The sequence below is a fragment of the Actinoplanes sp. NPDC051475 genome, assembly GCF_040689425.1.
In the GTDB taxonomy this organism is placed as follows: Bacteria; Actinomycetota; Actinomycetes; order Mycobacteriales; family Micromonosporaceae; genus Actinoplanes.
On sequence record NZ_JBFAZZ010000025.1, the window covers coordinates 84,810 to 96,897 of the forward strand.

Below are 12,088 nucleotides of genomic sequence, written 5' to 3' on the forward strand. Positions count from 1 at the left end.
GCATGCGCCGCCGGAACTCGCTCAGACCTGGTCGTTCGTCGCGGAGGCCAGGCCGGCCGAGCAGGTCACGGTCATCCGGAGGTGGTCGTTGCCGTGCTTGAAGGTCACCCACGGCGCTGCGGCGGGGCCGGCGTCGGAGTCCTGGACCTTGTAGGGCTTCTTCGCCTCCCAGGTGACCAGCTCGGCCTCGTCGGGTTCGGTGCAGGTGGCGCGGACGGTGCCCCCGTTCGAGGAGAACGTCCACTGCCGGGGTGCCGTGGCCGTGGGCTTGGGCGTGCGGGGCGGCGTGGTGGTGGTCGTCGTGGGGTGCGGAATGGCGGTCCTCGGTTCCGGGTGGCCGTCCGCGGGACGGCCCGCGGTGGTGGCTCCCGGCCCGGCGGGCGCCTCGTCGTCCGGGGGCGTGGTGGCGGTGCTCTCCTCGTGGGACGCCTTGGTCGTCGCGGGCGCCGGCGACACCGTGGGCGACGGTGCGGGGGCGGGGTGGGCGCCGGCTGGTTGCTCGTCGCGGTCGCGGGGCAGGAATGACCATGCCAGGGCGGCGAGGGCGACGAGGAGCGCGGCTACGGCGACCAGCCATGGTCGCCGGCTGGGGCCTTTGCTTTCGCCGGGCGTCTCGCCGACGGCGGTGCTCGGCGCGTCCGGGGGTGGCGGGACCGGCGGGTCAGGAGGCGGCGGGCTGGGCGTTGCAGAGGCCGACGGCGGCGTGGTCGGGGGCGGCGTGGTCGGGGGCGGCGCGGTCGGGGGCGGCGCGGCGGCGGTGGCCGGCGGTGGGGTGTGATTCTCGCGGCGGATCAGGAGTGACGGCGTCGGGTCGACCGCCGTGCCGCCGGGCGCCGGCGTCGGCTCGTCCGCGACCACCCGCATGCCCGCGGCCTGGGCGAGCAGGGCGGCGACCTCCCGGGCGCTGGGCCGCATGGTGACGTCCTTGCTCAGGCAGCGGTTGCACAGTTCGATGACATACCCGGGCACCTCCGGCAGCGGAACCAGCGGCTCGGGCTCCACGTAGATGTGTGCGGTGAGCATCTGCGTCGTGGTGTCCGCGGTCCACGGCGAGTGACCGGAGAGCAGGCGGTAGAGCAGCACTCCGAGCGCGTACACGTCCGAGGCCGGGTCCACCGCGTCGTCGACCAGCCGCTCGGGTGCGAGGTAGGCGGGGGTGCCGTAGATCTCGGCGGCCGGGTCGCCCGTGCCGGACGGGTTGATCGCCGCCGCGATGCCGAAGTCGACGACCTTGGCGCCGGCCGGGGTGAGCATGACGTTGGCCGGCTTGACGTCGCGGTGGACGAGGCCGTCGGCGTGGGCGGCGGCGAGGGCCGCGGCCACCTCGGCGCAGACGCGCATCGCGAACCGCGGGGGCATCGGCGCAGCCATCCGCTGCTGGAGGGTGCCGCCGCGGACCAGCTCCATCACCACGTACGGCGTGGTGGTGGCGCCGGCCGGCTGTTCGCCGTAGTCGTACACCTGGGCGATGTTGGGGTGGGACAGCGCCGCGGCGGCCCGCGCCTCGTGGTGGATCCGCGCCCGCGATTCCGGGTCGCCCGCGTGCCGGGGGGCGAGCACCTTGACCGCGACCGTACGCCCGAGCACCTCGTCGCGCGCCCGCCAGACGACGGCCATGCCACCGTGGCCGAGCGGTTCGAGCAGCGCGTACCGGCCGCCGAGTTTCGGGTTCACCTCCATGCCGACGCAGTCTGCCAACATCGACGCCGATCTGCATCCCCGCCCCTCCGGCCGGCCGGGCAACGATCCCGCAAGACCAGGTCAGCGAGGCCGGACCGGCTCTTTTTTGGACCTGGTCCGGCCCCGGCACAGCCCGCCCGGCCGGGTCAGCGTGGCCGGCCTGGACCGCCCGGCTGACCCGGCCCGCCCGGCCCGCCCGGCCCGCCTCCCGCCGGGCCGCCGCTGATCTGGATGCTGACGAAGCCACCCTTGATCGTGGTGCCGGAGGGTTCGGTCCCCGCCGCCTGGCCGGCCGGGCACGACGACGTGACCTCGGAGCCGCGTGACGCGGTGAAGCCGGCACTCTCCACCCGGTCCATGGCCTGCTCGACGCTGACGCACTGCACGTCCGGGATCGACCGCTGCTCACCCCGGGCGATCTTCGATCCGGAGGGGCGTTTGAACTGGACGTCCGGCTTGCCCTCCATGATGTCGTGCAACGCGTGCTGGACGGCGGGGTTCACGATCGTGTGCCGCAGCCGGTACGGATGGTTCTGATAGTCGGGATTCACCAGGTACCCGGCGACGACCATGGACGCGGTCCCCACGATCAGCGACGCGGTCTTCTCGTCGTCGGTGGTGCCGGTCTTGCCGAAGACCGGGTGGCCGACGATGCCGTGGGTGTCCCCGGCCGTACGGTGGCTGCCGCAGCTGCCGCCGAGCCGCGGTGAGTCGCCGACCGGGCAGCGGGCCGCGTCGATCGCCGCGCGGGCCACGTCCTTGGAGGTGGCGTGGACGCAGTGCGGCTTGCCCACGTCCAGTTTCTCGCCGCTCATCGTGGTGATCTGCTGCACCGGTGTCGGCGTGCAGTACATGCCGTCGCCGGCCAGCGTGGCGTACGCGTTCGCCATCTCCAGCGGGGTGGACGAGGACACGCCGAGGGTGAACGAGCCCCAGTCGTGGGCGTACTTGGTCGCCAGGTCGCGGTCGTTGGGCGCGCGGAACTGGACGCCGAAGCGTTTGGCCACGTCGACGACCTTCTCGGCGCCGACCTGTTCCTCGAGCGGGACGAAGTACGTGTTCACCGAGGCGCCGAAGCCCGACCACATGTTGTACGGGCCCTTCTCGTCGGGCGAGGAGTTGGTGGGGCAGTAGTGCCCGCCGCACTCGGCCGGCGCACCGGAGTCCAGGTAGGTCGGCGACTTGTAGCGGTTGGTGGTGTTGATCGGGTACGCCAGCGGGAAGCCGTTCTCCAGCGCCGCGACCATGGTGAACATCTTGAACACCGAGCCGGCCTGGTAGCCGGTGATGTCGCCGCCGCCGGAGAGCAGTGGGTTGGTGGTGTTCGGGAAGGTGCCACGGAGCCCCTTCTTCGCCAGCTTGGGGTCCGAGTGCGGCTTGTTCTGCGGGTGGGCCGGGTCGTCGAGCTTGTAGCGCCGGTTGGCGCCGAGCGCCCGTACCCGCCCGGTCTTCGGCTCGACGGCGGCCAGCAGCAGGGCGTCGCGGTCCTTGACGCCGATCCGCCGGGCGATGTTCTTGCGTACGGCGGTCTGCGCGTCGACGTCCAGGGAGGTCTGGATGCGGTAGCCGCCACTCTTGAGGCGCCGCTCGCGGTCGTACCGGGAACTGCCGAACTCGGGCCGGTCCAGCCACCAGCGGTAGAAGTAGTCGCAGAAGAAGCCCCAGCTGTTGACTTTGACCGCACTGCAGCCGTTGCCGCTGCGGTGCACGGTCCTGCCGAGCTTCACCTTCGCCGCCTCGGCGGCCTGCTGCGGGGTGATCGAGCCGAGGTCGCGCATGTTGTCGATGACCCAGTTGCGCCGGACCAGCGCCTTGGGATAGCCGAGCGCGGTCGTCGGGTCGAAGCCGGACGGCGCCTTGACCATGCTGGCCAGCAGGGCAGCCTCGGCGATCGAGAGTTGCTGCGGCTTCTTGCCGAAGTAGACCTGGCTGGCGGCGGAGACCCCGAACGCGCCGTTGCCGAACGGTGCGGCGTTGAGGTAGCGCTCGAGGATCTGTCCCTTGGTGAGCTCCTTCTCCACCTGCATGGCGAACTTCATCTCGGTGAGCTTGCGTTTGGCCGAGTCCTCGGTGGCGTCCACGACCTCCTGCGGGGTGGTCGCGGAGTAGGCGAGCGACATCTTCACGTACTGCATCGTCAGGGTGGAGGCGCCCTGCCGGCCGTTCGACGAGCCGCTGTTGCTGACGAAGGCCCGGGCGACGCCCTTGAGGTCGACGCCGTTGTGTTCGTAGAACTGGTGGTCCTCGGCGGCGACGATGGCGTCCTGCATGCTCTTCGAGATGTCCTTGAGCGGTACGTCGCTGCGGAACTCGTCCCAGAAGACCGCGACCTGCGTCTTGCCGTCGGCCGCGACCGCGCGGCTGACCTGCGGCGCGGTGGCGTGCTTCAGCTCGCCCGGGAGGCTGGCGAACGACTCGCCGCCGGCCTTTGCCGCCAGCCCGGACATCGCCACCGCGGGGAAGGCGGCGGCCGCCACCACGACCCCGGACAGCAGGCCGCAGATCAGCAGGGTGCCGGCGTTGGTGAAGATCGAGTGCTCGCGTACGCGCATCGGGATCCGAAGTCCAAACTTAGATATACGTCAACGTCCAGGGTGTTCCTGGCGAACCGCCCGGGCGGGAGGGTAACGATCACGCGCAAACGGGTACGGCCGTCGGCGCTCTGCGTCACGCCCGGGCGAGCTCGGCGAACAACCGTTCCCACTGCCGTGCCACCGCGGGCATCGCGTAGCACGCACTCGTCTCCCGGGCGGCGCGGCCCATGACCTCCCGGGCGGCGGCGTCCTCGATGAGCCGGCAGATGCCGTCGGCCAGGGCCGCCGTGTCCTCCGCCGGCACGAGCAGGCCGTTGCGGCCGTCCGCCACGATCTCGGCCGGCCCGGTGGGGCAGTCGAACGCCACGACCGGCACGGCGGCGGCCATCGCCTCCAGCAGCACCATGGGCAGGCCCTCGAACCGCGAGCTCAGCGCGAAGATGGAGGCGGCGGCCAGTTCCCGGTCCAGCCGGCGGGTCAGGCCGCGCAGGTGCACGTGGGCGGCGAGCCCTCGTTCCTCGATCTGCCCGGTGAGCCGGGCACGCAGCCGGCCCTCGCCGAAGATGGCGAGCTCCCAGTCCGGGTGCCGCTCGTGCACGGTCCGGAAGGCATCGATGAGCAGGTCGAAACCCTTCTGGCGGCCGAGCCGCCCGGCCGCCAGCACCGTCCGGGTGCGGGCCCGTTCCGGCCCGGGCACGCGAGACGGAAGGCCGTTCGGGATCCGCTCCAGGCGGACCCGCGTCCCGAGGGCCTCGCGGTAGGCGGCCAGGTCCGCCCGGGTCAGCACGCAGACAGCATCGAGCCGGGGGTACGCCCGCAGCACCGCCGCGCGCAGTCCCGGCTTGTACGCCGCAAGGTTCAGGTGGTCCTGCCCGACGCGCACCAGCCGGCGCGGGGCGAACCAGGCCGACAACAGGTTGAGCCCGGGGCGGGTCGTCACCAGGATTCCGGAGTGCTGCGCCCGGAAGTACCGGATCACGGCCGCGTCGACGACCGGGTCCCACCGCTTGTAACGGAAGTCCTGGCCGTGCGGCAGCCGGTTGCGGAACCACCGCGTCTTGCGCAGCAGCCGGGAGTTCGCGTCCCTGGGATCCGTCCACCGTGCACCGTCCTCGCGCAGGCCGGTGAGCGTCACGAGGCGAACCCGGGGGTCGACGGGGAAGACCGGCTGCTCACGGGACCGGTAGACGCTGGCGATCTCGACGTCGTGGGCCTCGCACAACGCGTTCGCCTGGTTCACCACCGTGCGGATGGTGCCGCCGGCTCCGTAGGCGTTGTGAAGCACGTACCGGATGCGCATCCGCCCACGTTATTGCCCTGCGTCAATGCGCCGGAAGCGCTCCCAGCATCTAACGGATCTTGTCCGGGTCGGCACGCAAGTTGCGCGTAGCCGTCGGTGGTCTACCCCGGTCGTTCGGCGCTTGACCGGTGGTCCACGGACGGTCGGCGGGTGACGACCGCGGCGAGGCCGAGTGCGGTGGCTGCCACCGCGCTGAGGACGAGAATCAGCACGTACGGATCGACGACCTCGATGCGGCTCTCGGCGACGCGGTCGGCGGGCAGCGCGTGCGGAGTGATGTTCGGGATGAGGCTGTCCGGGCCCCAGTGCGCGAGCCCGACCACTCCGGCGAAGATCAATGCCATCGCGGTGGCCGCGGCCAGCAGCCCCGCGAGCAGGCAGCCCTGGATGGTGCCGGACCGGTCGGCGTTCGTCAGGACCGCAGTGACCGCGGCTGCGCCGGTCAGGGCGAGTGCCCATCCGACCGAGGTCGGGATCGGTGGGGTGACCACGACGAGGGCCAGCCAGAGCACAGTCGCGGCGAGTCCGCTACCGGCCGCGGTGGTCAGTAGCCGTGCGGTCGCCGCGGATCTCTTCGCGAACACGGCCGCCAGTCCGATCAGGAAGCTGGCCGGGACGGTGGCGATCATCAGAATGCCGACGCCGGCGTCGGCGGCTTCCAGGGTGGCAGCGTGAGTGTGGGCGACGGCGACCGCGGCGACCGCGGCGGCGATCAGATAGCCACCCCCGCGCAGGAGCCAAGCGGTGACACCGTCGCCATTCGGGCCGAGCATCCCGGCCCGCCGCGCCGCCCAGCACACGCAGGTCAGGACCGACACCATCACATACAGGACCCAGGCCAGCGGCGGGTAGTCAACGGTGGCGGTCCAGGACAGCAATGTCCCCAAGGTGCCCAGCACCACGAGCAGATGCACGGCTCCGCGCAGCAGGTGGAACTGGGCGGCCGCAGCACGGACGCAACCCCAGGCGAAGCTCCACCGCTGCCCCGGTTCGGCTATCGCGGCCAGTTCCGCCTGCATCGCCCGGCCCCAGTCACGGCGCCCGGCGGGCACGACACGCACGGCGGCGGCGAGCAACCGAGCGGACCGGTCCCGGCCGGCCGGGTTCATCATGCCTCCCGCAGTCGAGGCCGGCCGACAACGCGGCCGGGCACCGGCACGGCCGCCAATTCGGCGGCCCACCGCAGACCCTCGGCGGTCAACCGGTACAGGTGCCGCGGTGGGCGCCCGGGCGACGGGTCGTTTTCCCACGTCGCCTCGAGCAGACCACGATCGCGCAGCCGGATCAGGATCGGATACAGCGAGCCGGCCTTCAGGCCGACCTGCCGGCCGAGTTCGTAGCCGTACCGCCACGCGACCGGATCGTCGGCCAGTGCGTTCACCACCACCACGGTCTGCGCCGACGGGCGCCTCAGCCGAACCATAAGCGAACTCTATTCAGGTAGAGAAAGCCGGGGCAGCGTCCGTTCGGCCCACGTCTCAATCTGGGGGCATGCACGCGGCCTCCGCCGACCGCGTGACAGCCGGCTGCAGCATCCGCTGGCCCGACCCGGACGCCACGCGTTCCGGCCGCAGGCGGCCGGGGTCCTTTGCCACCCGCGAGGTTGGGACCGCGCTCGCCGCACCGATTCGTTTCGTGAGATGGGGCGGCTCTACTTCATGATGCTCGGGTGAGCAACCCGACTATGCACCCCCTGACCATCCGGGCCCGGCGGTCCGAGGATCTCGACAAGTGTGTGGAAGTGCTGCGCGAGGTGCGCCTGGCCAACGGCTATCCGATGAAATGGCCGTCGAATCCCCGAGCCTGGCTGGACCACCCGCAGCTGAACCAGGCCTGGGTGGCCCATAGCTCACCCGGTGTCATCGACGGGCACGTCGCCGTCCAGAACGCCCGGGAGGTCACCCGCTTGTTTGTGGCCCCTGCGGCCCGGCGCCTCAAGGTCGCCAGTGCTCTGCTGGACCACGTGAGTGTGTGGGCCGGCGGCCGGCTGATCCTCAACGTCATCGACAAGCCCGAATCCCCTGCGGTCGCATTCTACGAGCGCACCGGATGGCGGTACACGCACACGGCGACCGCTGACTGGAGCGGTCCGCGCGGGGAAGTGGTGCGGCTGCGGCACTACGTCCGATAGAGCGACTGCAGGTACCCCGCCTTTCCGCCCGGCGGCCTCCCGTCCGCGCCCCGAACAACTCGTCCCATTGCCGGCGCCGGGCCAGAAGAACTTCACGAGATTTCGGCCGCCAGAACGGCCGAAAACAGTTCGGCATGTTGCACCTGGGACGAAGTAGGCCTGCCTTGTCTACGTACCTGGAACGCCAGCGGTCCCGGAGACAAGAAGCTGCAATCTGGCTCGCTCTTCGGAGGTTCCGATACCCGCACGACGGTCCGGATTTTCGACGTAGCAGCGGATAGTGGCGGCTAGGAATGCGGTGTCGATATGGAGGCTGCGTGCAGGCAACGCTTGTGGCTGCGGTGGTCCTCCGGCGGCGTTGATCGTGAGCACGACGAGAGTGTGGGGATTGCGTTTGGCGGGTGGCGGTGGCCCTCCAGGCAGCAACTCGTCCCACCGTGTCTCAACGCGGCCGCGAAGCACTTGCACGGTGATGCCCTCGGCGGTCAGGATCAGACGCGGTCTGTTCACGAGCAGCCTGAGTGTGATCAGAATCAGCAACCCGAGGGCCGCAACGATGCTGATGGTGGTCACAACGCCGAACTGGGCGATCCGCATGTGCTCCTCGTTGGGCACCCGCTCGGTCAGGACCAAGCCACCGGTGAACCATCCGGACAAGATTGCCAATGGTCCTGTGCTGTACGGCGAGCTGCCCGCGACGAAACGGCGCTTCTGTTCGTCGAGGTACCAGGCCGGCCTCCGTTGCCGTGCTGCTCTGGTGAGCAGCAAGTAAGCCGCCAGGGGGATACCGAAACTGCCTGCCGCGAGGCCGGAATACGCTAGAAGGCCCAAGGCGAGCGGACCGATGCGCCATGTCAGGGGTTGCAGCCACAGCGTCGCGCCGAGGTGCATGGCGAAGGCCAGCAGGGCGAACGGCGCGGCGAGCAGCATGGCGGCACGAGCGGACACCAGGGGCATTCTAGGGTCACGAAGGCGCCGCTCACTCCAATTTCTAGTCGATTGTGACGCCGAAAGAGAGGTCGCCGGATCCCGGCCGCTTCGACAGCAAAGCCCCGCGTACACGTCCACGCTGAACTCAGCGGCGGAGTGCGCGACGGTACGGGCACTTGCACCGACCTCGGGGTCGCTCCACTCCTGGACCGGCGGTTTCGTGGCCGCGGTCCGCACGGCTTACTTGATGCCGTTCTCCCTGCAGAGCGCCGCGAAGCGTCCGGCGCAGACGGCCTTCTTGGAGACGAAGCCGTCCTTGATGACCTTGCCAACGTCTTCCTTGAAGACGGGGATCGGTTCCAGCAGCACCGCCGGCACGTACGCGCCGGACTGCGGGTCCTTGACCTGCCCCTTGACCTTGGTCTGCTGGCCCTTGAAGAGGCCGATGGCCAGCTTCGCCGCGCCGTCGGCCTCCTGCTTGATCGGCTTGTAGACGGTCATGCACTGGTCGCCGGCGAGGATGTTCTGCAGACCCTGGGTCTCGGCGTCCTGCCCGGTGACCGGGACCGTGCCGTTCTTCTTGCGCTCGCGCAGCACGCTGATGGCGGCGTTGCCGAGCCCGTCGTTGGCGGCCAGCACCCCGTCCACGTCGTTGTTGAACTGGTTGAGCATCTCGACGAAGATCGAGCGCCCCTCCTTGTTGTCCCACTTGTCGACGGACTGGTCCGGGCCCTTGAGGTACGTGCCGTCGTCGTACTTGGGCTGAAGCACCGAGTCGTAGCCGTTCTTGAACAGCGTGGCGTTGTTGTCCGTCGGCGCGCCGTTCAGGTAGACGATGCGCGGGGGCCGGTCGCCGCGCAGCGCCTTCGTCGCGTTCAGGCACCGCACCAGCCCCTGGCCCTGGAGCTGGCCGACCTTCACGTTGTCGAAACTGACGTAGTAGTCGGCGCCGCCGTTGAGCGTCAGCCGGTCGTAGTCGATCGTCTTGACCCCGGCCGCGCGCGCCTTGTTCAGGACGTACGTGCCGCTGGCCGGGTCCAGGTTCGCGATGATCAGCACGGTGGCGCCGGCGGCGATCATCCGGTCGCCGATGCGCTGGAAGTTCGCCGGGTCGCCCTGGGCGTTCTCGATCTCGACCGGTACGTCGGCCGCGTCGAACGCCGCCTTGAGCAGCTTCGGATCGTCCGTGCCCCAGCGCTGCGACGTCGTCGTGTCCGGCAGGATCACTCCGACCTTGCCGGTGCCGTCGCCCCCGCGGGCCGCGACCTTGCTGCCGCCGCCGCTGGTCTTTCCGTCGTCGTCGGTGCAGGCGGTCAGCCCGCCCACGGTCAGCAGACCGACCGTCACAAGAGCCAGCAGATTCCGGCGCACGTCTTCTCCTCAATGGGCGAGAGCGCGGCAAGGCTATCAGTGACTCGGTCGTGAGAGAACCTCAGGCGAGCGCCGGCCGAAGTGGACGCGCCACCCTCGTCCCGCGGGCCGGTCCGGAGACCGGGCGGGCCGAGCGGGCCACGGCCGCCGCGGGACGGACGACCCGTGTGGAGGACGGCCGGGGCATCGGCATCGGTACGGGCCGGAGCACCGCAGGGACCTCTTCGGACACCGGAACGACGACCGAGGTGGCGGGCCGCACCACGCGCGCCGTGCCCCGGGCCGGGCGGACGACCGGAGCCGCCTCCCGGGTGCTCGGGGCGGCGGGGCGGTTGACCGGCAGCAGCATCCAGCAGACGATCAGCGCGCTCATCAGGCCCACCGCGGCGGACATCCAGACGGCCGGCTGGGCGGTGCTGAGCCCGTACGTCATCCAGCAGGCGCAGGCACCGGCGGCCAGGCGCCAGCGCAGCGGGGAGAGACCGGCGAGGTCCTGGTTCCGGTCGCGCAGCAGTGACAACGGCTGGGGCACGGCGGAGAGGGTGGCCGCGACCGCCAGCACCGTTCCCAGGAACGTCGCGACGTGCGCGCCGGTGGCGTCGGTCGCCACGGCTACGGCCGCGCTGCCCGCGGCGGCGGTCAGCACACCCGCGGCGCCGGCGGCGCTGACCAGCAGCTTGCGCCCGCTGCGCAGCTCACCCTGCTTGAGGAGGACGACGACGAGGACGGCCAGGCCGGCGACGCCGGTCACGGAGTTGGTGACCACCTGCACCGTCTCGCCGGTGAGCAGGCCGTACGTGATCCAGCCCACCGGCATCGCGGCGCCCATCCAGCACGCGACGGGGGAGAGGCCGCCGGTGCGGCCCTGGGCGCACGAGCGCCAGACCTGGGGCCAGGGGAGAGTCATGGACAGTGCGGCGCCGAGCCAGCCGAGCCATACAGAGGAGAACATGATCCGTTTCCGGTGAGGTGGTCCGTACAGGGAGGCCGGGTTCGTCACGGCCACCTGCCCCATCGGCCCGCCGCGGGGGCGGGTTGACAAGATCCATCCGTGAGAGGCGACACGGACGGAAACCACCGTTCCGCAACCAAGATCCGAGAAGGAGGGGCGATGCTCCCGCTGATCGACCTGCACCGGCACCTGGAGGGCTCGATCCGCTCCAGCACGATGATCGCCATCGCGCGCCGCGACGGGCACCCGTTCGCCGACGTGCCCCGGCCCCGGGACGAGCTGGTCGCGCGGGGGCCGCTGGGTGGGCTGCTGCCGTACCTGGCGAAGGTCGACGACCGGATCGGGGTCGTCTCGGGGCTCGGCGACTGGCGGCGGGTGGCACGGGAGGCGGTCGAGGACGCGTACGACGACGGGCTCGACTACGTGGAGTTCCGGTTCAGCCCGTACTTCATCCGGCAGCAGACCGGGCTCGCCCCGGAGGCGGTGATCGACGCGGTCGCCGAGGGCGTCGCGGAGGGCTCGGCGGTCACCGGCCTCCGGGCCGGGCTCATCGCGACGATCCTGCGCGACCTGGGCCCGGAGGCGGCGGCCGAGCAGGTGGCGACCTTCCTGACCCGGCGTGAGCTGTGGTGCGGCGTCGATCTCGCCGGAAACGAGGCCGGGTACGCCGCGGAGCTGTTCCGTCCCGCGTTCCGGGCCGTTCGCGACGCCGGCCTGCACGTCACCGTGCACGCCGGTGAGGCCGCCGGACCGGAGAGCGTGCGCGCCGCGGTGCGCGAGCTCGGCGCCGAGCGCATCGGGCACGGCGTGCGGTCGGCCGAGGACCCGACCCTCATGGCGGAGCTCGCCGCGGCGGGCGTCACCCTCGAGGTCGCCCTCACCAGCAACGTCCAGACCGGCGCCGCCCCGGGCTATCCGGACCACCAGATTCACGCGCTGCTGGCGGCGGGGGTACCGGTCACGCTCAACACGGACAACCCGCGTGTCAGTGACGTCCGGCTGTCCCAGGAGCACACCCTGGCCCGCTACGCCTCGGGCCTCACTCCGGAGCAGCTGCGGACCGTCGCGGAGCAGTCCGTACGGGCCGCCTTCACCGACTTGAGGATTCCGGGGGTGTGAACCGAACGGCAACCGTGGTACGCCCGTTGTGCACTCCCCGGGTCCCGTGCGGGCCCGAAGAGGATGGCATG

10 protein-coding genes are annotated in these 12,088 nt (G+C 71.0%); 2 read left to right on the forward strand and 8 right to left on the reverse strand.

Annotated elements, in window-relative coordinates; all coding sequences use genetic code 11:
- Positions 1-21: 21 nt before the first annotated feature.
- From AB0368_RS35325 to AB0368_RS35345, 5 genes are all read right to left on the reverse strand, one after another.
- Positions 22-1,680 (reverse strand): serine/threonine-protein kinase, encoded by a 1,659-nt coding sequence (locus AB0368_RS35325; protein ID WP_366158388.1) that lies wholly within the window; start codon positions 1,678-1,680, stop codon positions 22-24.
- A 146-nt stretch (positions 1,681-1,826) separates the two neighbouring features.
- Positions 1,827-4,232 carry a transglycosylase domain-containing protein gene (locus tag AB0368_RS35330; RefSeq protein ID WP_366158389.1) on the reverse strand — a complete coding sequence of 802 codons (2,406 nt, stop codon included), beginning with the start codon at positions 4,230-4,232 and terminating at the stop codon, positions 1,827-1,829.
- 115 nt (positions 4,233-4,347) lie between these two features.
- Entirely contained in the window at positions 4,348-5,514 is a 1,167-nt protein-coding gene (locus AB0368_RS35335) for a glycosyltransferase family 4 protein (protein WP_366158390.1), read from the reverse strand.
- Positions 5,515-5,615: 101 nt separating this feature from the next.
- On the reverse strand, positions 5,616-6,626 hold the full coding sequence (locus AB0368_RS35340) for a hypothetical protein (RefSeq protein ID WP_366158391.1): 1,011 nt from the start codon (positions 6,624-6,626) through the stop codon (positions 5,616-5,618).
- Entirely contained in the window at positions 6,623-6,937 is a 315-nt protein-coding gene (locus AB0368_RS35345; RefSeq protein WP_366158392.1) for a PadR family transcriptional regulator, read from the reverse strand. Before AB0368_RS35345 ends, AB0368_RS35340 begins: the two co-directional genes overlap by 4 nt.
- Positions 6,938-7,183: 246 nt before the next feature.
- On the opposite strand from AB0368_RS35345, the gene AB0368_RS35350 reads away from it, so the two are divergent.
- Positions 7,184-7,645, forward strand: a complete 462-nt coding sequence (locus AB0368_RS35350; protein WP_366158393.1) for a GNAT family N-acetyltransferase — start codon at positions 7,184-7,186, stop codon at positions 7,643-7,645.
- 168 nt (positions 7,646-7,813) lie between these two features.
- Here the strand turns inward: AB0368_RS35350 and AB0368_RS35355 are convergent, their stop codons facing one another.
- The 3 genes from AB0368_RS35355 to AB0368_RS35365 all read right to left on the reverse strand — a co-directional run bounded on the left by AB0368_RS35355 (position 7,814) and on the right by AB0368_RS35365 (position 10,898).
- Positions 7,814-8,593 (reverse strand): hypothetical protein, encoded by a 780-nt coding sequence (locus tag AB0368_RS35355; protein WP_366158394.1) that lies wholly within the window; start codon positions 8,591-8,593, stop codon positions 7,814-7,816.
- A gap of 222 nt (positions 8,594-8,815) precedes the next feature.
- A complete protein-coding gene (locus tag AB0368_RS35360) occupies positions 8,816-9,946 on the reverse strand; it encodes a substrate-binding domain-containing protein (RefSeq protein WP_366158395.1) in 1,131 nt (376 codons plus the stop codon).
- A gap of 61 nt (positions 9,947-10,007) precedes the next feature.
- Entirely contained in the window at positions 10,008-10,898 is an 891-nt protein-coding gene (locus AB0368_RS35365) for a SemiSWEET transporter (RefSeq protein WP_366158396.1), read from the reverse strand.
- Positions 10,899-11,057: 159 nt separating this feature from the next.
- Between AB0368_RS35365 and add the strand changes: the two genes are divergently transcribed.
- Positions 11,058-12,017, forward strand: coding sequence for an adenosine deaminase (add, locus tag AB0368_RS35370; RefSeq protein ID WP_366158397.1), 960 nt, complete (start codon positions 11,058-11,060; stop codon positions 12,015-12,017).
- The last annotated feature ends 71 nt before the right edge of the window (positions 12,018-12,088 follow it).

Coding starts and splice junctions, on each gene's coding strand:
- AB0368_RS35340 (WP_366158391.1), bottom strand. CDS start 6,626: ATGATGAACCCGGCCGGCCGGGACCGGTCCGCTCGGTTGCTCGCCGCC.
- AB0368_RS35330 (WP_366158389.1), bottom strand. CDS start 4,232: ATGCGCGTACGCGAGCACTCGATCTTCACCAACGCCGGCACCCTGCTG.
- AB0368_RS35325 (WP_366158388.1), bottom strand. CDS start 1,680: ATGGAGGTGAACCCGAAACTCGGCGGCCGGTACGCGCTGCTCGAACCG.
- AB0368_RS35335 (WP_366158390.1), bottom strand. CDS start 5,514: ATGCGCATCCGGTACGTGCTTCACAACGCCTACGGAGCCGGCGGCACC.
- AB0368_RS35365 (WP_366158396.1), bottom strand. CDS start 10,898: ATGTTCTCCTCTGTATGGCTCGGCTGGCTCGGCGCCGCACTGTCCATG.
- AB0368_RS35345 (WP_366158392.1), bottom strand. CDS start 6,937: ATGGTTCGGCTGAGGCGCCCGTCGGCGCAGACCGTGGTGGTGGTGAAC.
- add (WP_366158397.1), top strand. CDS start 11,058: ATGCTCCCGCTGATCGACCTGCACCGGCACCTGGAGGGCTCGATCCGC.